The organism is Caballeronia sp. LZ043 (genome assembly GCF_031451075.1).
GTDB lineage: Bacteria > Pseudomonadota > Gammaproteobacteria > Burkholderiales > Burkholderiaceae > Caballeronia.
This window is the reverse complement of record NZ_JARUXT010000001.1, coordinates 20,668-40,402: the sequence shown is the minus strand read 5'-3', so window position 1 is coordinate 40,402 and position 19,735 is coordinate 20,668. Positions and strand designations below refer to the sequence as shown.

The 19,735-nt window shown below is 65.5% G+C and carries 17 protein-coding genes and 1 tRNA gene; 5 read left to right on the top strand and 13 right to left on the bottom strand.

What is annotated here, in order from left to right; translation table 11 throughout:
- Positions 1 to 12: 12 nt before the first annotated feature.
- The 3 genes from gatB to gatC form a co-directional block, all read right to left on the bottom strand.
- The gene (gatB, locus tag QCE64_RS00190; RefSeq protein WP_309919516.1) at positions 13 to 1,485 is read right to left on the bottom strand and encodes an Asp-tRNA(Asn)/Glu-tRNA(Gln) amidotransferase subunit GatB; all 1,473 of its coding nucleotides are present in this window, start codon (positions 1,483 to 1,485) and stop codon (positions 13 to 15) included.
- A complete protein-coding gene (gene gatA, locus QCE64_RS00185) occupies positions 1,485 to 2,981 on the bottom strand; it encodes an Asp-tRNA(Asn)/Glu-tRNA(Gln) amidotransferase subunit GatA (RefSeq protein ID WP_309913129.1) in 1,497 nt (498 codons plus the stop codon). Before gatA ends, gatB begins: the two co-directional genes overlap by 1 nt.
- An 89-nt stretch (positions 2,982 to 3,070) precedes the next feature.
- Positions 3,071 to 3,370: an Asp-tRNA(Asn)/Glu-tRNA(Gln) amidotransferase subunit GatC gene (gatC, locus tag QCE64_RS00180; RefSeq protein ID WP_310004098.1), complete on the bottom strand. Its 300-nt coding sequence runs from the start codon at positions 3,368 to 3,370 to the stop codon at positions 3,071 to 3,073.
- Positions 3,371 to 3,746: 376 nt separating this feature from the next.
- Here gatC and QCE64_RS00175 point away from each other — a divergent pair, with 376 nt between their 5' ends.
- The 5 genes from QCE64_RS00175 (at position 3,747) to rodA (ending at position 10,231) form a co-directional block, all read left to right on the top strand.
- On the top strand, positions 3,747 to 4,790 hold the full coding sequence (locus QCE64_RS00175) for a rod shape-determining protein (RefSeq protein WP_004189550.1): 1,044 nt from the start codon (positions 3,747 to 3,749) through the stop codon (positions 4,788 to 4,790).
- A 238-nt stretch (positions 4,791 to 5,028) separates the two neighbouring features.
- Positions 5,029 to 6,153, top strand: a complete 1,125-nt coding sequence (gene mreC / locus QCE64_RS00170) for a rod shape-determining protein MreC (RefSeq protein ID WP_309913127.1) — start codon at positions 5,029 to 5,031, stop codon at positions 6,151 to 6,153.
- Positions 6,150 to 6,662: a rod shape-determining protein MreD gene (gene mreD / locus QCE64_RS00165; RefSeq protein ID WP_309806941.1), complete on the top strand. Its 513-nt coding sequence runs from the start codon at positions 6,150 to 6,152 to the stop codon at positions 6,660 to 6,662. Before mreC ends, mreD begins: the two co-directional genes overlap by 4 nt.
- Before the next feature lie 132 nt (positions 6,663 to 6,794).
- Positions 6,795 to 9,059: a penicillin-binding protein 2 gene (mrdA, locus tag QCE64_RS00160; protein WP_309806940.1), complete on the top strand. Its 2,265-nt coding sequence runs from the start codon at positions 6,795 to 6,797 to the stop codon at positions 9,057 to 9,059.
- Positions 9,060 to 9,082: 23 nt separating this feature from the next.
- The gene (gene rodA / locus QCE64_RS00155) at positions 9,083 to 10,231 is read left to right on the top strand and encodes a rod shape-determining protein RodA (RefSeq protein WP_309919514.1); all 1,149 of its coding nucleotides are present in this window, start codon (positions 9,083 to 9,085) and stop codon (positions 10,229 to 10,231) included.
- 13 nt (positions 10,232 to 10,244) lie between these two features.
- On the opposite strand, the gene QCE64_RS00150 is transcribed toward rodA, so the two are convergent.
- The 10 genes from QCE64_RS00150 to rsmB all read right to left on the bottom strand — a co-directional run bounded on the left by QCE64_RS00150 (position 10,245) and on the right by rsmB (position 19,583).
- A complete protein-coding gene (locus tag QCE64_RS00150; protein WP_309928798.1) occupies positions 10,245 to 10,925 on the bottom strand; it encodes a tetratricopeptide repeat protein in 681 nt (226 codons plus the stop codon).
- Positions 10,922 to 11,704: an aldolase/citrate lyase family protein gene (locus QCE64_RS00145; protein WP_309928796.1), complete on the bottom strand. Its 783-nt coding sequence runs from the start codon at positions 11,702 to 11,704 to the stop codon at positions 10,922 to 10,924. Before QCE64_RS00145 ends, QCE64_RS00150 begins: the two co-directional genes overlap by 4 nt.
- A gap of 186 nt (positions 11,705 to 11,890) precedes the next feature.
- Complete coding sequence (queD, locus tag QCE64_RS00140) at positions 11,891 to 12,337, bottom strand: 6-carboxytetrahydropterin synthase QueD (protein WP_309806937.1); 447 nt, start codon at positions 12,335 to 12,337, stop codon at positions 11,891 to 11,893.
- 6 nt (positions 12,338 to 12,343) lie between these two features.
- A complete protein-coding gene (gene queE / locus QCE64_RS00135; protein ID WP_309806935.1) occupies positions 12,344 to 12,976 on the bottom strand; it encodes a 7-carboxy-7-deazaguanine synthase in 633 nt (210 codons plus the stop codon).
- A gap of 28 nt (positions 12,977 to 13,004) precedes the next feature.
- A complete protein-coding gene (gene queC, locus QCE64_RS00130; protein ID WP_309806934.1) occupies positions 13,005 to 13,739 on the bottom strand; it encodes a 7-cyano-7-deazaguanine synthase QueC in 735 nt (244 codons plus the stop codon).
- A 430-nt stretch (positions 13,740 to 14,169) separates the two neighbouring features.
- A tRNA-Phe gene (locus QCE64_RS00125) sits at positions 14,170 to 14,245 on the bottom strand.
- 121 nt (positions 14,246 to 14,366) lie between these two features.
- Complete coding sequence (gene esaR, locus QCE64_RS00120) at positions 14,367 to 15,083, bottom strand: response regulator transcription factor EsaR (protein ID WP_309913040.1); 717 nt, start codon at positions 15,081 to 15,083, stop codon at positions 14,367 to 14,369.
- On the bottom strand, positions 15,084 to 17,513 hold the full coding sequence (locus QCE64_RS00115) for a PAS domain-containing sensor histidine kinase (RefSeq protein ID WP_310002398.1): 2,430 nt from the start codon (positions 17,511 to 17,513) through the stop codon (positions 15,084 to 15,086).
- Between the two features lie 22 nt (positions 17,514 to 17,535).
- Positions 17,536 to 18,132, bottom strand: a complete 597-nt coding sequence (locus tag QCE64_RS00110; RefSeq protein ID WP_309913035.1) for a DUF4390 domain-containing protein — start codon at positions 18,130 to 18,132, stop codon at positions 17,536 to 17,538.
- The gene (gene rsmB, locus QCE64_RS00105) at positions 18,129 to 19,583 is read right to left on the bottom strand and encodes a 16S rRNA (cytosine(967)-C(5))-methyltransferase RsmB (RefSeq protein WP_310002397.1); all 1,455 of its coding nucleotides are present in this window, start codon (positions 19,581 to 19,583) and stop codon (positions 18,129 to 18,131) included. The genes QCE64_RS00110 and rsmB overlap by 4 nt, the downstream gene beginning before the upstream one ends.
- Between the last annotated feature and the right edge of the window lie 152 nt (positions 19,584 to 19,735).

The following is a 19,735-nucleotide window of genomic DNA, read 5'->3' as shown; positions in this document are numbered from 1 at the left end:
TGATTCGGATGCTCAGGATAGCTTCTTCTTCAGCAATTCGTTGACTTGCTGTGGGTTGGCTTTGCCCTTTGTCGCCTTCATCGCCTGGCCGATCAGCGCGTTGAACGCCTTTTCCTTGCCGGCGCGGAATTCCTCGACCGACTTCTGGTTCGCCGCGAGCACGTCGTCGATGATCGCTTCGAGCGCGCCGGTGTCCGAGATCTGCTTCAGTCCCTTCGCCTCGATGATGCGGTCCGCCGCGCCTTCGTCGGTGGCCTTCTCTTCCCAGATCGACAGGAAGATGTCCTTGCCGATCTTGTTCGAGATGGTGCCGTCCGCGATGCGCTGGATGATCAGCGCCAGTTGCGCGCTCGACACCGGCGACTCGCCGATCTCCAGCGACTCGCGGTTCAACTGGGCCGACACATCGCCCATGATCCAGTTCGCTGCGATCTTCGCCTGGTTCGCGCCGGCCTTCTGCACGAGCGCCTCGAAGTACGACGCCATCGCCTTCGATGCCGTCAGCACGCCCGCGTCGTACGGCGTGAGGCCGTAGGACTCGACGAAGCGCTGCTGCATGTTCGCCGGCAGCTCCGGCATCTCGCCCTTCACGCGCTCGATCCACGACGCCTCGATCACCAGCGGCATCAGGTCCGGGTCCGGGAAATAGCGGTAATCGTGCGCGTCTTCCTTGCTGCGCATCGAGCGGGTTTCGCGCTTGTCCGGGTCGTACAGACGCGTCTCCTGCACCACCGTGCCGCCGTCCTCGATCAGTTCGATCTGGCGGCGCACTTCATACTGAATGGCTTCTTCGAGAAAGCGGAACGAGTTCAGGTTCTTGATTTCGGCGCGCGTGCCGAACTCGGCTTGCCCCATCGGCCGGACCGAGACGTTCGCGTCGCAGCGGAACGAGCCTTCCTGCATGTTGCCGTCGCAGATGCCGAGCCACATCACGAGACCGTGCAGCGCCTTCGCATACGCGACCGCTTCCGCGGCGCTGCGCATTTCCGGCTCGGTGACGATCTCGAGCAGCGGCGTGCCCGCGCGGTTCAGGTCGATGCCCGTCATGCCCGCGAAGTCTTCGTGCAGCGACTTGCCCGCGTCCTCTTCCAGATGCGCGCGCGTCAGGTTGACGGTCTTCGAATAGGCTTCCTTGCCGGCCTTTTCGTTGGCCGGAACCTGGATGGTGAGTTGTCCGCCCTGCACGACCGGAATCTCGTACTGGCTGATCTGATAGCCCTTCGGCAGGTCCGGATAGAAGTAGTTCTTGCGCGCGAAGATGCTGCGCGGCGCGATGTGCGCGCCGATGGCGAGGCCGAAGCGGATCGCGCGCTCCACGGCGCCGCGGTTCATCACCGGCAGCACGCCGGGCAGCGCGAGATCGACGGGGCTGGCCTGCGTGTTCGGCGCCGCGCCGAACTGCGTGGCCGTGCCGGAAAAAATCTTGGAGACGGTGGAAAGCTGCGCGTGCGTTTCCAGACCGATGACGACTTCCCACTGCATGATCAGACTCCCGCTGCCGATGGTGCCTTACGGTGCCAGTCGGTCGCGCGCTGATACGCGTCAGCGACCTGGAGCATCCGGGCTTCGTTGAAATAGTTGCCGATGATCTGCAGGCCGACCGGGCGCTGCGCGTTCGCGCCCGCGCCGAAGCCGCACGGCACGCTCATGCCGGGCAGGCCCGCGAGACTCACGGACAGCGTGTAGATGTCGGCGAGATACATCTGCACGGGATCGTCGGCCTTTTCGCCGAGATTCCACGCCACCGACGGCGCCACCGGCCCCATGATGACGTCGCACTTCGTGAACGCTTCCTGGAAGTCACGCGCGATGATGCGGCGGATCTTCTGCGCCTGCAGGTAGTACGCGTCGTAGTAGCCGTGCGACAGCACGTAGGCGCCCACCAGGATGCGGCGCTTCACTTCCGGCCCGAAGCCCTCCGCGCGCGACTTCTTGTACATGTCGAGCAGGTCGCGGTAATCGGCCGCGCGATGCCCGTAGCGCACGCCGTCGAAACGCGACAGGTTCGACGACGCTTCCGCCGGCGCAATGATGTAGTACACCGGGATGGAGAGCTCGGTCTGCGGCAGCGAGACGTCGACGAGCGTGGCGCCGAGCGCTTCGTATTGCTTCAGCGCGGCGTCGATGGACGCGCGCACGTCGTCGGCCAGGCCCGCGCCGAAATACTCCTTCGGCAAGCCGATGCGCAGGCCCTTGAGCGGCTGGCTCGCGTCGTCCGAACCGTTCCAGCTCGTGCCGAGATGGCGCGTGTAGTCCTCGCTCTCGCGTTCGAGGCTGGTGGAATCGCGCTCGTCGAAGCCGGACATTGCGTTGAGCAGGAGCGCGCAGTCGGCGGCGCTCTGCGCCATCGGGCCGCCCTGATCCAGCGACGACGCGAACGCGATCATGCCGTAGCGCGACACGCGGCCATACGTAGGCTTGATGCCCGTGATGCCCGAGAACGACGCGGGCTGGCGGATGGAACCGCCGGTGTCGGTGCCGGTCGCGGCAGGCGCGAGACGCGCGGCCACCGCCGCCGCCGAACCGCCCGACGAGCCGCCCGGCACGGCCTTCGTGTCCCACGGATTCTTGACCGCGCCGAAGTACGAGTTCTCGTTCGACGAGCCCATCGCGAACTCGTCCATGTTGGTCTTGCCGAGCGTGACCATGCCGGCCTGCTTCAGGCGCGCGACGACGGTGGCATCGAACGGGCTCGCATAGTTTTCCAGCATGCGCGAGCCGGCCGTGGACGCCCAGCCGCGCGTGACGAACACGTCCTTGTGCGCCACCGGCACGCCGGTCAGCGCGCCGGCATTGCCCTGGGCGATGAGCGCGTCGGCGGCCTTCGCCTGTTCGAGCGTGAGTTCGCGATCCACGCCGATGAACGCATTCAGGTCCTTCGCGGCCTCGATGCGCTGCAGATACGTTTGCGCCAGCTCGACTGCGGAGATGTCCTTCGAGTCGAGCGCGGCGCGCAATTCGGTCAAGCTTTTTTGATGCATTGCAGTTCCCTGATGGGCGCGGTCCTGGTGTGGCCGCGCGCGATGTCGCTGTGTCGCCCAGTCCGGCGCAGGGCGCCGGCGGCCGTGACTTATTCGATCACCTTGGGCACGAGATACAGGCCGTCCTGCACGGCAGGCGCGGAACGCTGGAACTCTTGGCGATCAACGCGCTCTGAGACAGCGTCGTCGCGCAGACGCAGCGCGACTTCCTCGATCTGTTCGATCGGATGCGCGAGCGGTTCGATGCCGGTTGTATCGACGGCCTGCATCTGCTCGACGAGGCCGAAGAAGTCATTGAGCCGCGCGAGTGTGGGTTCGGCTTCGTGGTCGGGCAGTTCGAGCCGCGCCAGATGCGCGATGCGTTTTACGTCGGTCAGGGTCAAAGGCATGGGATCACCGGAGAAAAGCGTGGACAGCCCCAGTTGCGAAAACTCTAGCTGCGTCAGCCAGTTACGAATCTGGAAGGAGCCCTCGGAACCAGGCTTGGGGATGACGGCGGATGCCATCCATTTCCTGTAGATGCCCCCAAATTATAAGGTATCATTACACGTTCGACTCACCTCTGGATCGGCCTGTCAGCGGCTTTCTCCCTGGATTCGTCCCTTGCGAGAAACGTTTGCATCGGACCATCCAATCTGCGGTAGATTTCTCCCGGTTTTGCAGCTTGCGGCGTCGGTTCGCCGCCCCGCAAACCGTTACTTTTCCGCTGCCGTTTCCGGCGCTCCGAGCGACGAACGGCCATCCCCAGCGAGACAGGATTTTTGAATGTTCGGTTTTTTGCGCAGCTATTTCTCCAACGACCTGGCGATTGACCTCGGCACCGCCAACACGCTGATCTACATGCGCGGCAAAGGCATCGTCCTCGACGAGCCCTCGGTCGTTTCCATTCGCCAGGAAGGCGGTCCCAACGGCAAGAAGACCATCCAGGCGGTCGGCAAGGAAGCCAAGCAGATGCTCGGCAAGGTGCCCGGCAACATCGAAGCCATCCGGCCGATGAAGGACGGCGTGATCGCCGACTTCACCGTCACCGAGCAGATGATCAAGCAGTTCATCAAGACCGCGCACGAATCCCGCATGTTCTCGCCGTCGCCGCGCATCATCATCTGCGTGCCGTGCGGCTCCACCCAGGTCGAGCGCCGCGCCATCAAGGAAGCCGCGCACGGCGCCGGCGCCTCCCAGGTGTACCTGATCGAAGAACCCATGGCCGCGGCCATCGGCGCGGGCCTGCCCGTGTCGGAAGCCACCGGCTCCATGGTGGTCGACATCGGCGGCGGCACGACGGAAGTCGGCGTCATCTCGCTGGGCGGCATCGTGTACAAGGGCTCGGTGCGCGTGGGCGGCGACAAGTTCGACGAAGCCATCGTCAACTACATCCGCCGCAACTACGGCATGCTGATCGGCGAGCAAACCGCCGAAGCCATCAAGAAGGAAATCGGCTCGGCCTTCCCCGGCTCCGAAGTCAAGGAAATGGAAGTCAAGGGCCGCAACCTCTCGGAAGGCATTCCGCGCAGCTTCACTATTTCGAGCAATGAAATTCTCGAAGCGCTGACGGATCCGCTGAACCAGATCGTGTCGTCGGTGAAGATCGCGCTGGAACAGACGCCGCCGGAACTCGGCGCGGACATCGCCGAGCGCGGCATGATGCTGACGGGCGGCGGCGCCCTCCTGCGCGACCTCGACCGCCTGCTCGCCGAAGAAACCGGCCTGCCGGTGCTCGTCGCCGAAGACCCGCTGACCTGCGTGGTGCGCGGCTCGGGCATGGCGCTCGAGCGCATGGACAAGCTCGGCAGCATCTTCTCCTACGAGTAAGACGCTCCGTGCCGCTCCGTGGCAGTGCCGCCGCAACGCCCGCTGATACTTGCGCGGACACCCGTCTGCGGACAATCTGCGCGGCCTCCGGCACGGCCACTACAATGTCCCGCGTAACGCGACGCGAACACGGTCCGGCAGGCGTCCGGGCCGTTGTCGAACCCGCGTAGGGCAGGCCCCGCTTCGAGCGGCCAAGCCTGCAGCATCGATCCATCCGTTCACGCCCTCGGCGCCGACCATGGAATACAGTCCGCCGCCCCTTTTCAAGCAAGGCCCTTCCGCGCTCGCGCGCCTGATCTTCTTTGTGGTCCTTGCGATCGCACTGCTCGTCTCGGACGCGCGTTTCAGCACGCTGGAAATCGTGCGCGGCATGCTCGGCGCGGGGCTCTATCCGCTGCAGCGCGCCGCGCTCGTGCCGCGCGACATCTTCATGGGCGCGGCGGATCTCGCCGTGACCAGCGCCACATTGCGCAGCGAGAACAAGAAGCTCGCCGACAAGAACCTCGAACTCTCCGTGAAGGCCGGCGACGCGGCGCAACTCGCCGTCGAGAACGCGCATCTGCGCGCGCTGTTGAACCTGCAATCGCGCGCCTCGACCGACGAAACCCCCGCCGAGATCCAGTACGACACGCGCGATCCCTTCACGCAGAAGGTCGTGATCGGCAAGGGTTCGCAGCAGAACATCCAGGACGGCGCGCCGGTGGTCACTGAAGACGGCGTGATCGGCCAGGTGACGCGCGTGTTCCCGTTGCAGTCGGAAGTCACACTGCTCACGGACAAGGATCAGGCCGTGCCGGTGCAGATCGCCCGCACGGGCTTGCGCAGCGTCATCTACGGCACGCCGAAGGGCGACACGCTCGACCTGCGCTTCGTGCCCATCAGCGCCGACGTGCAGGCCGGCGACGACCTCGTGACCAGCGGCCTCGACGGCATCTATCCGCCGGGGCTGCCGGTCGCGAAGGTGCTGCGCGTCGACAAGCAGGCCGACACGGCGTTCGCACGCGTGGTCTGTGTGCCGGTGGCGGCGGTGCGCGGCGCGCGCCAGCTGCTCGTGCTGCACTACAACCGTAACGAGCCGCCGAATCCGGTCGAAGTGGAAGCTGCCGCCGCGGCCAAGGAAGCGAAGGAAAACAAGGGCAAGAAGAAGCCCGCGGCGAAATCGGCGGCGGTGGCAGCCGGGGCCAGCGGCGCATCGGCGCCAGCTGCGGGCTCCGCGCCCGCAGCGGCGGAAAAGCCCGCAGGGAAGCCGGCTGAAAAACCCGCCGCGAAGTCCGCCGCGCCGAAGGCGGCATCGAATCCGGCGGCGCGGCCGTCGAAGAAAGCGCACATGCCCAAGCCCGCGTCATCGGGAGCCGCGCGATGAACCGCCCGCAATACATCCTGCAGCCGGTCAATCCGTACTTCATCACCTTCAGCCTGGCCGCCGCCTTCCTGCTGAACCTGATGCCGTGGGGACGCCTGATCGGCGTGCCGGACTTCGTCGCGCTCGTGCTGCTGTTCTGGAACGTGCATCAGCCGCGCAAGGTCGGCATGGGCATCGCGTTCATGCTGGGCATCCTGATGGACGTCCACAATGCCAACCTGCTGGGCGAGCACGCGCTGGCCTACACGCTGCTGTCCTACGGCGCGATCACCATCCACCGTCGCGTGCTGTGGATGGCGCTGCCGGTGCAGATGTTCGTCGTGGCGCCTTTGCTGGTCGGCGCGCATCTGGTGCCGTTCGTGATCCGCCTGATGACGGGCGCCGCCTTTCCGGGCTGGAGCTATCTGATCAACGGTTTCGTGGAAGCGCTGCTGTGGCCGGTCGCGAGCTTCTTCCTGCTGATGCCGCAGCGCCGCGCCGCCGATCCGGACGACACCCGCCCGATCTGACCGGCCCCGCCGCCGCAATCTGGCGCCAGCCGATGCAGCGCCCGCGCGCGGACTACACTTGAATCGCGAGACCCGAGCCGACCGGATCGCACACGAATCGCACGAGAAGCACACAAGAAGCACACAACGCGCATGACCGAAATCAAGAACACCGAGCAGCAGTTGTCCAGGTTCCGCCTCCGCGTCGCGGCGGCGGGCCTGTTCGTGTTCGTCTGCTTCGGGCTGATCGGCTTGCGTTTCCTGTATCTGCAGGTCTGGCACTTCAGCAAGTATTCATTGCAGGCGAACGAGAACCGCATCTCCGTGGCGCCGATCGTCCCGAATCGCGGCATCATCACCGACCGCAACGGCGTGATCCTGGCGAAGAACTACTCGGCGTACACGCTCGAAATCACGCCATCGAAGATCAACGGCACGCTCGACGAAGTGATCGACGAGCTCGCGCAAGTCATCCCGATCGACTCACGCGACCGCCGGCGCTTCAAGAAGCTGCTGGAAGACTCGAAGAACTTCGAAAGCCTGCCGATCCGCACGCGTCTCACCGACGACGAAGTCGCCAAGTTCACCGCGCAGCGCTTCCGCTTTCCCGGCGTTGAAGTGCGCGCGCGGCTGTTCCGGCAATATCCGCTCGGCATGACGGCCGCACACGTGATCGGTTACATCGGGCGCATTTCGCAGCGCGATCAGGAACGCATCGACGACGCCAGCGACGCCAACGACGAAAACTCCGACCACTACGATCCGCGCCTCGATGCCAACAACTATAAGGGCACGGATTACGTAGGCAAGATCGGCGTCGAGCAGAGTTACGAAACCGAGCTGCACGGACTGACCGGCTTCGAGGAAGTGGAAGTGACGGCGGGCGGCCGTCCGGTGCGCACGATGTCGCGCACGCAGGCCACGCCTGGCAACAACCTCGTGCTGTCGCTGGACATCGGCTTGCAGCAGGTGGCCGAGCAGGCCTTCGCGGGCAAGCGCGGCGCGCTCGTCGCAATCGAGCCGTCCACCGGCGACGTGCTCGCGTTCGTCTCGGCGCCGAGCTTCGATCCTAACTCCTTCGTCGACGGCATCGACCAGCAGACCTGGGACGCGCTCAACAACTCGCCGGATCACCCGCTGCTGAACCGGCCGCTGCACGGCACCTATCCGCCGGGCTCCACCTACAAGCCGTTCATGGCGCTGGCCGCGCTCACGCTGCACAAGCGCACGCCGGGCTGGGGCTTCCAGGATCCGGGCTCGTACACCTTCGGCGGTCACACCTTCCGCAACGACGTGCGTTCGGGTCAGGGCTGGGTGGACATGAACCGCGCGATCGTCGTATCCAACGACACTTACTTCTACATGCTGGCCCACGACCTCGGCGTGAACGCGATGGCCAACTTCATGAAGCCGTGGGGCTTCGGCCAGATCACCGGCATCGACATCGCGGGCGAGGCGCGCGGCATCCTGCCGTCCACCGAATGGAAGCGCAAGGCGTATCGCCGGCCGGAACAGCAGCGCTGGTATGAGGGCGAAACCATCAGCCTGGGCATCGGCCAGGGCTACAACTCGTTCACGATCCTGCAACTCGCGCACGCGATGGCCACCCTGGCGAACAACGGCGTCGTGATGAAGCCGCACCTCGTGCGCGACATCGAGAATCCGATCAGCAAGGCCATGCGCGTCGTCGTGCGCGATCCGAGCAACAAGATCAACGTGCAGCAGAAGGACATCGACTTCATCAAGCGCGCGCTGGAAGGCGTCGTCAACAACGGCACCGCAGCGAAAGTGTTCGCGGGCGCGCCGTATCAGGCGGCGGGCAAGACCGGCACGGCGCAGGTCTATTCGCTGCAAGGCTCGAACTACAAGGGCCATGCGCTCGCCGAGCATCTGCGCGACCACGCGCTGTTCACTGCGTTCGCGCCGGCAGACCATCCGACGATCGCGCTTGCGCTGATCGTCGAGAACGGCGGCTGGGGCGCGGAATCGGCGGGTCCGATCGCGCGCAAGGTGCTCGACTACTACCTCGTCGACCGCCTCAAGCCGGGCGCCGAAGCGGCTGCCGTGGCCGCCGCGGCGTCCGCCACGACTGATGCCGGCCTGCCGATGATCGGCGGCACCGAGTCGCCCGCCGCGGCTGCGTTGCCCGCGTCGGTCGCGAAGTCGTCGCCGGCGTTTTCGCCGCAGGCGGCCTCGAATCCCGCTGTCGCGAAAGCGGCTTCGGCGCCGGCGCAGCCCGCCTCCGCGGCGAAAGCGCAGAAGCCGCGCGCCGCGTCCGCCGCGGCGCTGCCCGCGTCCGCGCCCGGCCGCACGCCCGCGCCGAAGAAACGCCCGGCGGAAAGCGCGCCCTCGATGGTGCGCGGCAACGAAAACGACGGCGTGCGCGTGCTTGCGCCGACCGGCGGCATCGACGAATAAAGGAAACCGTCATGCAACTGCACATGCAATTCGACAAGCGCGAGTGGCTCGACCGCGCCAAGCGCATGTTCGCGGGCTTCGACAAACCGCTCGCGCTCATCGTGTTCCTGCTGCTGTGCGTCGGCATCGTGACGCTGTACAGCGCGAGTCTCGACGTGCCCGGGCGCGTGGAAGACCAGTTGCGCAACATCATGCTGACCTTCGGCCTGATGTGGGTGCTCGCCAACATCCCGCCGCAAACCCTGATGCGCTTCGCCGTGCCGCTCTATACGGTCGGCGTCGCGCTGCTGATCGCGGTCGCCACCTTCGGACTCACGCGCAAGGGCGCGAAACGCTGGCTCAACGTCGGCGTGGTGATCCAGCCCTCGGAGATCATGAAGATCGCGATGCCGCTGATGCTCGCCTGGTACTACCAGAAGCGCGAGAGCAACATCCGCTGGTGGGATTACGTGGTCGGCTTCGTGATCCTGATGCTGCCGGTCGCGCTGATCGCCAAGCAACCCGATCTCGGCACGGCGGTGCTCGTGTTCGCGGCGGGCGTGTTCGTCATCTATTTCGCGGGTCTCAGCTTCAAGCTGATCCTGCCGGTGCTCGCGGCAGGCGTCGTGGTGATTGCGTGCGTCGCGGTGTTCCAGAACCGCATCTGCCAGCCGGACGTCAACTGGCCGATGATGCACGACTACCAGAAGCACCGCATCTGCACACTGCTCGATCCGACTTCCGACCCGCTCGGCAAGGGCTTCCACACCATTCAGGCGGTCATTGCCATCGGCTCGGGCGGCACGCTGGGCAAGGGCTGGCTGCAGGGCACGCAGGCCCACCTGGAGTTCATTCCCGAGAAGCACACCGACTTCATCTTCGCCGTGTTCTCCGAGGAGTTCGGGCTCGCGGGCGGGCTCGTGCTGCTCTTCCTCTACATGGCGCTGGTCGCGCGCGGGCTGTTCATCGCGGCGAACGGCGCGACCTTCTTCGGGCGGCTGCTGGCCGGGTCGCTCACGCTTGCGTTCTTTACCTACGCGTTCGTGAACATCGGCATGGTGAGCGGAATTTTGCCGGTGGTCGGCGTGCCGCTGCCGTTCATGAGCTACGGCGGAACCGCGCTCGCGACGCTCGGCGTGGCGGTCGGACTGATCATGAGCGTCGCGCGGCAGAAGCGGCTGATGCAGAGCTAGTCCACACCGCGACTTATTGCGGTTTCTGCTGTTCGAGCTCGGCGCTTAGTTGCAGATACTTGAGCTTCGCGGCCGGATCGCCCTGCGCCGCCGCCGCCGCATAGTAGGCCCGCGCCACGTTCAAATTGCGTTCGACGCCATCGCCGCCGCGTTCATAGAACGATCCCGCCACGTACTGCGCCGTCATGTCGCCGCCCTGCGCGGCCTTCTTGTACCAGGTGAAAGCCTGCGTGTTGTCGCGCGCGGTGCCGCGGCCATCGAGAAACTGGTTGGCGAGCGCCAGTTCCGCCTGCACGTGCCCCTGATTCGCCGCGCGCAGGAACCAGCGATGCGCTTCCGCCGGATCCTTATCGACGAACTGGCCATCGTCGTACATCTTGCCGTACACGTACTGCGCGTGCGTCATGTTGGCGTCCGCCGCGCGCCGCAGCCACTTCTTGCCTTCGGGCACATCCGCCGGACCGCCTTCGCCGTTGAGCAGCATCATCGCGTAATTGAACTCGGCGAGCCGGCTGCCTTTTTGTGCCGCGCGCCGGAATTCCGAACGCGCCGCGGCGAGATTGCCGGCGTTGTAATCGGCGACGGCGTTTTGCGTGGCGAGATCGGTCGGCTTGGGCGCGGTGTCGGCATGCGCCCAAGCTGCCGCCAGCGACAGACTCATCGCCGCGATCACCCATGCCGGCGCGGTGTTCATGATCTCGCCTCCTGCAACGCCTGGCGCGTCGCCTTCAACAGCCACATCACGTCGGCGCCGATCGCGACCAGCTTGATGCCCGCCTGCGCGTACTGCTTCGCGCTGGCGGCATCCATCGCGAAGATGCCGCTCGCGATGCCCGCGCGCTGCGCCGCGTCGGCGATCTTCGTGATCGCGGCCTGCACGTCGGGATGCTTGCCGTCGCCGAGATGGCCGAGACTCGCCGCCAGATCGGCCGGCCCGATAAACAGACAGTCGACGCCCGGCGTCGCCGCGATCTCATCGACGGCGTCCAGCGCCGCCACCGATTCGATCTGCACGATGGTCACGATCTGCGCGTTGGCCGTCGTCACGTAATCGCGCCGCATGCCGAAGGCCGCGGCGCGCACCGCGCCCGCGACGCCGCGCAGGCCATCGAGCGCCGCCTCGGTCGGATATTGCGTGAGGCGCACGATGCGCGCCGCCTCTTCCGCCGATTGCACGTTGGGGAACATCAGCGTGCGCGCGCCCGCATCGAGCGCGCGCTTCACGAGCCAGCCTTCGCCGGATGGCACGCGCACGATCGGCTCGCTCGGCAGATGCGCGGCGGCGATCGCGCGGAGTTGCGCGACCACGTCGACGCTATCGTTCGGCGAGTGCTCCATGTCGATGCAGAGCCAGTCGAAGCCCGCGTGCGCGAGCGCTTCGGCGCCATCGGCGCTGCCGAGCGACAGCCACAGGCCGAAGAGGGGACCCGGCTCGGCGAGCCGCTGCTTGATGGGATTCGTGAAGGTGCTCATCGCGCGGCTCCCTCGTGGAGTGAGAGGGACACTGCGCGCGGCCGCAGGGAGAAGAACGACGAAAGAAGTGACGGCATGCGTGCGCTCCGTGTCGTGTCGCCGTGGAGGGTGGCGACTTACCGGACGATCATACCGTGACACAAGCGCGGGCGTCGGACGTGCTCTCGCCCGCGACGGCCCGACGCTTCAGCTGCGCTCGACGTCGGCCCAGCAGTTCGGCGTCTCGTACAGGCGCAGGCGCTTCAGCTTCAGATTGACGCCGTAATGCGCATCGTAGACGTTGGCGAGGATGTCGAACGCGACGGCCGCCAGGTTCTCCACCGTCGGAATGCGGTCGAGCACGACCGTCTTGTGATCCGTCAGCGTTTGCAGGAACTCGCGCACCTTGGTGTCGCCCGAATAGACGATGAACGCATGGTCCCACTGGTTGACGAGATGCTCCATCGCGAGCGCCTTGACGTCGGCGAAGTCCATCACCATGCCGCGGTCCGGCGCGCCTTCCACGTCGACGAGATCGCCTTGCAGCGTGATTTCGAGCACATAGCGATGGCCATGCAGATTACGGCACTGGCTGCGGTGATCGGGAATGCGGTGGCCCGCGTCGAATTCGAGTTTTCGGGTGATCGTCTGCACGGCGTTTCAGGGGATGTTCAGGTATTTGTGGGTCTGCATCGACAGCCGCCATTTCGGATGACGCTTGCACCAGTCGATTGCGAGCCGCGTGTTCAGGTCGCGTGACGGACCGTCCATCGGTTGCACGAGGAAGTAGTCGAAGTCGAGCTTCTCGTAGTCGGCAAGTCGCTGGTTGTCCTGCGGCACCACGACCTTCAGTTCGTTGCCCTTCGTCACGACGAGCGGCGCGTCCGCCTTCGGGCTCACGCAGATCCAGTCGATGCTCTCCAGCACGGGTAGCGAGCCGTTCGTCTCGATCGCCATCTCGAAGCCGGCTTCATGCAGCGCGTCGACGAAGGGCGCGTCGATCTGCAGCATCGGCTCGCCGCCGGTGCACACGACGAACTTGTGTTGCGCGCCTTCCGGCCACAGCGAGGCGATCTTCGCGACGAGGTCGGCGGGCGTGCGGTACTTGCCGCCATTCTCGCCGTCGGTGCCGACGAAATCGGTGTCGCAAAACTGGCAGACGGCTTCCGCGCGATCTTCCTCGCGCCCCGACCACAGGTTGCAGCCCGCAAAACGGCAGAACACGGCCGGACGCCCGGCGTTGGCGCCTTCGCCCTGCAACGTGTAGAAGATTTCCTTGACCGCGTACGTCATGACTGCCCTGTGAACCTCGAATAAAAAATCAGACCGGCGCTTCGGTGACCTGCTCGCCCGCGCGATACGCCTCGTAACCCCGCTTGCGCAGCTTGCAGGCCGGACACTGACCGCAGCCGAAACCCCAGTCATGCAGTTCCGCGCGCTCGCCGACATAGCAGGTATGGGTTTCGACGCGCACCAGTTCGACCAGCGCCTCGCCGCCGAGCGTTTCCGCGAGACGCCAGGTGTCGGCCTTGTCGAGCCACATGAGCGGCGTCTCCAGCGCGTAGCGCGTCTCCATGCCCAGATTGAGCGCGACTTGCAGCGCTTTCATGGTGTCGTCGCGGCAATCGGGATAGCCCGAGAAATCCGTCTCGCACATGCCGCCGACCAGCACCTTCAATCCACGCCGATACGCCAGCGCCGCAGCAATCGTCATGAACAGCAGATTGCGGCCCGGCACGAAGGTATTCGGCAGCCCGTTCGCGGTGGCCTCGATCTCGATCTCGCGCGTCATTGCGGTTTCGCTGATCGCGCCGAGCACCGAGAGATCGACCATGTGATCCTCGCCAAGACGCTCGCTCCACTGCGGAAATTCGCGCGCGATCGCGGCGCGAAAACCGTCGCGGCATTCCAGTTCGACGCGATGCCGCTGCCCGTAATCGAAGCCCAGCGTTTCAACCGTTCTGTAGCGTTCGAGCGCCCAGGCCAGGCACGTGGCCGAATCCTGGCCGCCCGAGAACAGCACGAGCGCACTGTCTTTAGCGTCTGTCCGAGTCACCGTGAAAACTCCGTACTGCGTGTATGAGAATGGCGTCGCGCGCCGTCAGGAAGTCGGAACGACCGGAATTCGCGATGAGCGGCGCGGGCGGCGACGCCCCGCGCGTCCAGTATAGGCCGGCGACCTGCGCCCGGACCTGCACGCCCTTTTATGCCGTCGATAGCGGAACGGGAAAGCTCGCATGATGCCGCGCGATGCACGGTGCGACCGCTCGGAGCGTCGAAAAGAAAAGGACTTGCGGGTCCGAGGACGAGGCAAGTCCTTAATTCGGCGCGAATTTTAGCACGCGAGGCAGGGATTCGCCGAGCTGGGCGCGGGACCGGATAACGCAACTGCAAAGCAACTGCGCTGGATCCTATGAAGGACCCTCTGGCGACACGCCACAAAGAAAAAGCCCGAGAGCGATAAGACTCTCGGGCTTTTAGCATTCTGGTGGCCTGGGACGGAATCGAACCATCGACACGCGGATTTTCAATCCGCTGCTCTACCAACTGAGCTACCGGGCCAACGAAGAGGTGAAACTATAGCAGCATCCGACACACGCCTCAAGCCCCCTGACGCAACTTTTTGCTCGCTGCGGTGCAAAGAGGCGTTGGAATGCACGGCGCACACGACGAAGCCAGCGGATCAGACTTCGTTCTTGTTCTTGCCGAGGTCCACGCCCAGTTGCTTCAGCTTGCGATACAAGTGCGTGCGTTCCAGGCCGGTCTTCTCCGCCACGCGCGTCATGCTGCCGTTCTCGCGCGCGAGGTGATACTCGAAGTAGGCGCGTTCGAAGGCGTCGCGGGCATCGCGCAACGGGATGTCGAACGAGATGGACGCCGTTTGTCCCGCCTGCCCTTGCGCCGCGCCCGCTGCCGCCTCGCTCGACAAGCCGGCGCCCATGCCCGACGCGCTCGGCAGCGCCGCGGCCACCGGCACGCCCACCGCGCCCGCGCCCGCCGGCGGCTTCGCCGGGATCGCGACCGGCGCCGGCGCCGTGCCGTGAGCCAGACCCTGCTCGACCGCCTTCAGCAGCTTCTGCAGCGCGATCGGCTTCTCCAGGAAATTGAGCGCGCCGATCTTCGTCGCCTCGACCGCCGTGTCGATGGTCGCGTGACCCGACATCATGATCACCGGCATCGTGAGCTTGCCCTGCGCGGCCCACTCCTTGAGCAGGGTGACGCCGTCGGTATCGGGCATCCAGATGTCGAGCAGCACGAGATCGGGCGTCTGTTGCAGACGGTAGTCGCGCGCGTGCTGCGCGTTTTCCGCCACGTCCACGACATGGCCCTCGTCGCTCAGGATCTCCGAAAGCAGTTCCCGGATCCCCATTTCATCGTCTACCACCAGGATGGTTGCCATTTACGCTGCCCTTGTCTGCACTGTTGCTTTTGTCGTTCCGTGACTCGCCGCCGCTCCGCCGCCCGATGCCGTGGCGCCGGGCGCCGCGGTATCGTCCGCCAGCTGGAGAAACAGGATCGATATCTGCGCGCCTTCAACCACATCCGCGGCCTTCGAGCGGTTGCGTATGTCGATGCGCGCGCCGTGCTCATCGACGATCTTCTTCACCGTTGCAAGTCCCAGGCCCGTGCCTTTCGCCTTCGTTGTCACGTAAGGCTCGAACGCGCGCGACAGAATGCGCGCCGGAAAGCCCGGACCATTGTCCGATACCGTCAGCCGAACCGCGACACGCGCATGTCCGGAGGCATCGGGCTCGCCATATTCTACTGTCCTCGTTTCGAGCAGCACGCGCGGCTCCGCGACCTCCGCCACCGCATCCTGTGCGTTCTGCAGCAGGTTGTGAATCACTTGGCGGATCTGCGTGGCATCGCCGCGGATCACCGGCAGTTTCGTGAGATCGACCTTGATCGGCGTCTTGCCGTCTTCGATGCCATACAAGGTCAGCACCTCGGCGACGAGATCGTTCAGTTGCAGGTTGCCGAGCACCGCGGGCGGCGTGCGCGCGTATTCGCGGAAGTCGTCGACCATCTGCTTCATCGCCTGCACCTGATTGACGATGGTGGTCGACGCGCGCTTCAGCACCTCGGCATCCGGCTGCGCGAGCTTGTCGGCGAGCTTCATCTGCAGGCGCTCGGCCGAGAGTTGAATGGGCGTGAGCGGATTCTTGATCTCGTGCGCGAGCCGCCGCGCGACTTCGCCCCACGCCACCGAACGCTGCGCGGAGATGACATCGGAGATGTCGTCGAACACGACCACGTAGCCGGTGGTTTCCGCATCGTCGGAATCGCTCTCGGTCACACCCAGCAGCTGCGTGCCGCGCACCAGCAGCGTAAGCGGATCGTTCTCGCCCGGCACCGTCACCGCCACCTGCTGCTGCCAGTGGCCGCGGTCGCCGATCCGATGATCGCTGCCGCCCGCCGCCGCATCGCGTTCGGCAAACGCCTTCCTGACCATCGCGCCGAATTCGGCCAGCACGCCGATCTGGTCGAGCGGGTGATTCAGCAGCGCGCCGAACTGCTGGCGGAAGATGCGTTCCGCGCCGCGATTCGCGGTAGTGAGACGGAACTGGCGATCGAACACGAACACGCCCGCCGTCAGGTTCGCGAGAATACTTTCGAGATAAGCCTTCGAATGTTCCAGCGCAATGCGATTGTTCTCGACCGCCGCGCGCGCCTCGGACAGCTGGCGCGTCATCGCGTTGAAGGACTGCGTGAGGAAGCCGAGTTCATCGCGCGAATTGATTTCCCGCTTCGGCGTGTAGTCGCCTTCCGCGACCTCCTTCGTGCCCTGCGCCAGCAGGAACAGCGGCCGCGCGAGCTGATTGCCGAGCGCGAGCGCCAGCATCATCGCAATGAAGGTGGCGAGGAACAACGCGAGCGTCAGCGTGCCGATATACATCTTGCGCAGACCGGTGCGCCCGAGGCGCTTCTCCTGATACTCGCGATACGCGCGCTGCACGGCATCCGCGTTGCGCGCGAGCTCCTGACTGACGGGCTGCTCGATCTGCAGGAAGCGGTCGACGTGCTGGAATTCCGTCGTGGTGGACGGATCGGGAATCTTCGTGACCACGCGCAGCCGCAATGCGCCCTTCGGCCCGTTCGAGCTTGGATCGCCGTCGATCTCGCCTTCGATCGCGCCATACGGATGATCCTGCGCCTGCTTGAGCATCGTGCCGGTGGGCTCGTTGGCGGGCAGCAGCGCGTAGTAGTTGCCCGATGCCTGCGCGACCGTGCGCAATCCCGGCACGCGCGACGAGCCGCCATTCACCGACAGGTCTTCGCGGTTGTATTGATCGCGCGGCCGCTCGAACACCACGGCATCCTGCACGCCGTACTGGTCGCGCAGACGCAGCAGCGCGAGCGTGAGGCTCGACGGATCCGCGCTCGCGAGCTGGTCGCTCATTTGCCGGCCGCGGTTCTTGAAGTCGGCGAGCGAGGTTTCGAGCATGCCGCGCCCGAGCGTCAGGCCCGACGTGAGGGCGGTTTCCACATTGACGTCGAACCACGACTCGATGCTGCGCGAGACGAACTGATACGAAACCACATAGATGATCGCGCCCGGCACCACGCCGACGAGCGCGAAGATGAACGCGAGCTTGGCGAGCAGCCGCGTGCCGAAGCGCCCCTGTCTCACCCGCGTCACGATGATGATGAACAGGGCGATGACGATCAGCATGAAGACGATGGCCACCGCGACGTTGGCCGCATACAGCCAGCCGTAGTAGCGGTCGAAGAACTCCGTGTTCGCGCTTGCGAGCGCGAGCATCACGAGCAGGAGCACTGCCGTGATCGCCACCGTGGAGACCAGCAAGCGGACAACGAAACTCTTCATGTCCGTGCGGCCGCGTCGAAATCTATTTCGCACGTTCTGCCGCCGTAAAGGTGAAGCGCTTCCAGTCGGAAGCGAGGTTCCAGTCGCGGTTGTTCACTGCGTCGATCTGGAACGGCTTGGGCATCAGCGCGATGTCGAGTTGCATGCGCACCGATGCGGTATAGGTTTCTCCGCCATGCACCTGATTGCGGTCGATCACATGCCACGAAGTGACATGCTTGATGACGGCGAGCGCTTCGTCGAGCGAGGCGAAACGCAACTGCAAGCCGCCCGTGGACACGCGATATTCGTTGGTCAGCGGCTGGAAGGACAGGCGAATGCTTTGCGACACGTTGACCGGCTCTTCGTCGAACCAGTACCAGCGCGGCCGCGACAAATTGAAGTCGATCGTGAAATAGAGCGGCACGCTGCGGTTCACGGCTTCTTCGAGGCTGCTGTTGAGGTCGAAGTCGAAATGCGCGTCGAGGCTCCAGCCGTTGCTGTCCGCCTGCAACGATGCGCGCTGCACGCCGATGGTTTCGGCGTGGGCGGCATTGGGCGCGGCGAAACTCAGCCAGAACGCCAGCGCAGTCCAGATGACAGCCGCGAGCCTGAGCGGAAGGAAGCGTTTGATCGTCACCGTTTCTGAAAGCGCGCGTAGAAGAATCCGTCGTGATCCGCGATGGCCGCCGCGTGCCGACCGGACGATGAACCGGCGCCTGGCGCCTCGACCGGAACAGAGCCTGCGAGATTTGTACCGTCCGGTAAACCGTGCGCCGCGCCCGCGCTTGCGTGCGCCGCTGTCGGCAGCAATTGCCCCGGCGCGTCCAATCGTACCGCATCTTCATGGACCGTTCCAAACCACCGGGCCTGCTCCTCGCCTTCCTCGGGAAAGATCGAGCACGTGACGTAGAGCAGCTCGCCGCCCTTCGCCAGCAACGGCCACAGCGCGGACAGGATGCGCCGCTGTTCGGCGACGAGCGCGGCAATGTCCGACTCGCGCCGCAGCCAGCGAATGTCCGGATGACGACGCACGATGCCCGAGGCCGAACAGGGCACGTCGGCGAGAATGCGGTCGAACGGCTTGCCGTCGAACCAGTGCGCCGGTTCGCCGGCGTCGCCGGTCTGGATGTGCGCTTCGAGCTTCAGACGCACGAGATTCTCTCTGATGCGCCTGGCCCGCTCGGCGTCGCTCTCCAGCGCGATCAGATCGACATTCGCCAGTTCGAGGATATGACCCGTCTTGCCGCCGGGCGCCGCGCAGGCATCGAGCACCCGCATGCCGTCCTGCGCGCCGAGCAGTTGCGCGGCGACTTGCGCGCCCGCGTCCTGCACCGAGACGACGCCTTCGTCGAAACCGGGAATGCGGTCCACGGCAAGCGGCGTTCTCAGCCGCACTGCGTGCGGGCCGGCGACATCGGCTTCGAGATGGGCTTCATGCAGGCGCGCCAGGTACGCTTCGATGCTCGCCCGGCGCGCATTCACGCGCAAGGTCAGCGGCCCCTGATGGTTGCCCGCTTCGAGAATGTGTTCCCAGACCTCGGGCTGCGCGCGCTGCACCGCGTCGATCCACCACTGCGGGTAGTTCCAGCGCGCGACGGGCTGCGCGCGGGCTTCGTCGATCAACGCGTCGCGCTCGCGCAGGAAGCTGCGCAGCACTGCGTTCACCAGGCCCTTCGCGAAGGCGAACTCGCGGCGCGCCGCGATTGCGCCCACCGCCTGATCCACCACGGTGAAGGGCGCGTAGGCGGCGTGGGCTTCGTCATCGGCGAGTAGCGTGAACGCGCAACACAGCACGTTGCCGACGTGCGGCGGCGGCGCCTTCTTCACGAGCTTGCGCAGCAGGGCGTCGGCGAGGGCGAGGCGGCGCATCGTGCGATACGCGATGTCCTGCACCGCGCCGCGCGCGCTCGCCTGCTTCGATGCCGCGATGACCGTCTGCAACGCCGCCGGCAATGCCGAGCCCGCACGCACCGCGCCGACGGCCTGCGCCGCGCAATCGAGCGCGAACCCGAGTGAATCGGGCGCGAGGCGAAGCGCGCTCAGGCGTGCGTGCGCGGCGGCGGGCCGGCGGGAAGGCTGTTCGGTCATGAGGAAACGGAAACGGTCGGACGGCAAGCGGACAGCTTGCGTGGAACGGGGATTGTAACGTGCAGGATTCGGGCGCCCGGACACGCAGCGGCGAGACATGTTCGACACGCAAAAAAAGGCCGTTCCGGCATGACCGGAACGGCCTTCGTCAC

Excerpts from the sequence above, each read along its gene's own strand:
- QCE64_RS00175 (WP_004189550.1), top strand. The coding sequence starts at position 3,747 with ATGTTCGGTTTTTTGCGCAGCTATTTCTCCAACGACCTGGCGATTGAC.
- QCE64_RS00145 (WP_309928796.1), bottom strand. The coding sequence starts at position 11,704 with ATGAGCACCTTCACGAATCCCATCAAGCAGCGGCTCGCCGAGCCGGGT.
- mreD (WP_309806941.1), top strand. The coding sequence starts at position 6,150 with ATGAACCGCCCGCAATACATCCTGCAGCCGGTCAATCCGTACTTCATC.
- QCE64_RS00150 (WP_309928798.1), bottom strand. The coding sequence starts at position 10,925 with ATGAACACCGCGCCGGCATGGGTGATCGCGGCGATGAGTCTGTCGCTG.
- mreC (WP_309913127.1), top strand. The coding sequence starts at position 5,029 with ATGGAATACAGTCCGCCGCCCCTTTTCAAGCAAGGCCCTTCCGCGCTC.
- gatA (WP_309913129.1), bottom strand. The coding sequence starts at position 2,981 with ATGCATCAAAAAAGCTTGACCGAATTGCGCGCCGCGCTCGACTCGAAG.
- QCE64_RS00115 (WP_310002398.1), bottom strand. The coding sequence starts at position 17,513 with ATGAAGAGTTTCGTTGTCCGCTTGCTGGTCTCCACGGTGGCGATCACG.
- queE (WP_309806935.1), bottom strand. The coding sequence starts at position 12,976 with ATGACGTACGCGGTCAAGGAAATCTTCTACACGTTGCAGGGCGAAGGC.
- rodA (WP_309919514.1), top strand. The coding sequence starts at position 9,083 with ATGCAATTCGACAAGCGCGAGTGGCTCGACCGCGCCAAGCGCATGTTC.
- esaR (WP_309913040.1), bottom strand. The coding sequence starts at position 15,083 with ATGGCAACCATCCTGGTGGTAGACGATGAAATGGGGATCCGGGAACTG.
- mrdA (WP_309806940.1), top strand. The coding sequence starts at position 6,795 with ATGACCGAAATCAAGAACACCGAGCAGCAGTTGTCCAGGTTCCGCCTC.
- rsmB (WP_310002397.1), bottom strand. The coding sequence starts at position 19,583 with ATGACCGAACAGCCTTCCCGCCGGCCCGCCGCCGCGCACGCACGCCTG.
- gatC (WP_310004098.1), bottom strand. The coding sequence starts at position 3,370 with ATGCCTTTGACCCTGACCGACGTAAAACGCATCGCGCATCTGGCGCGG.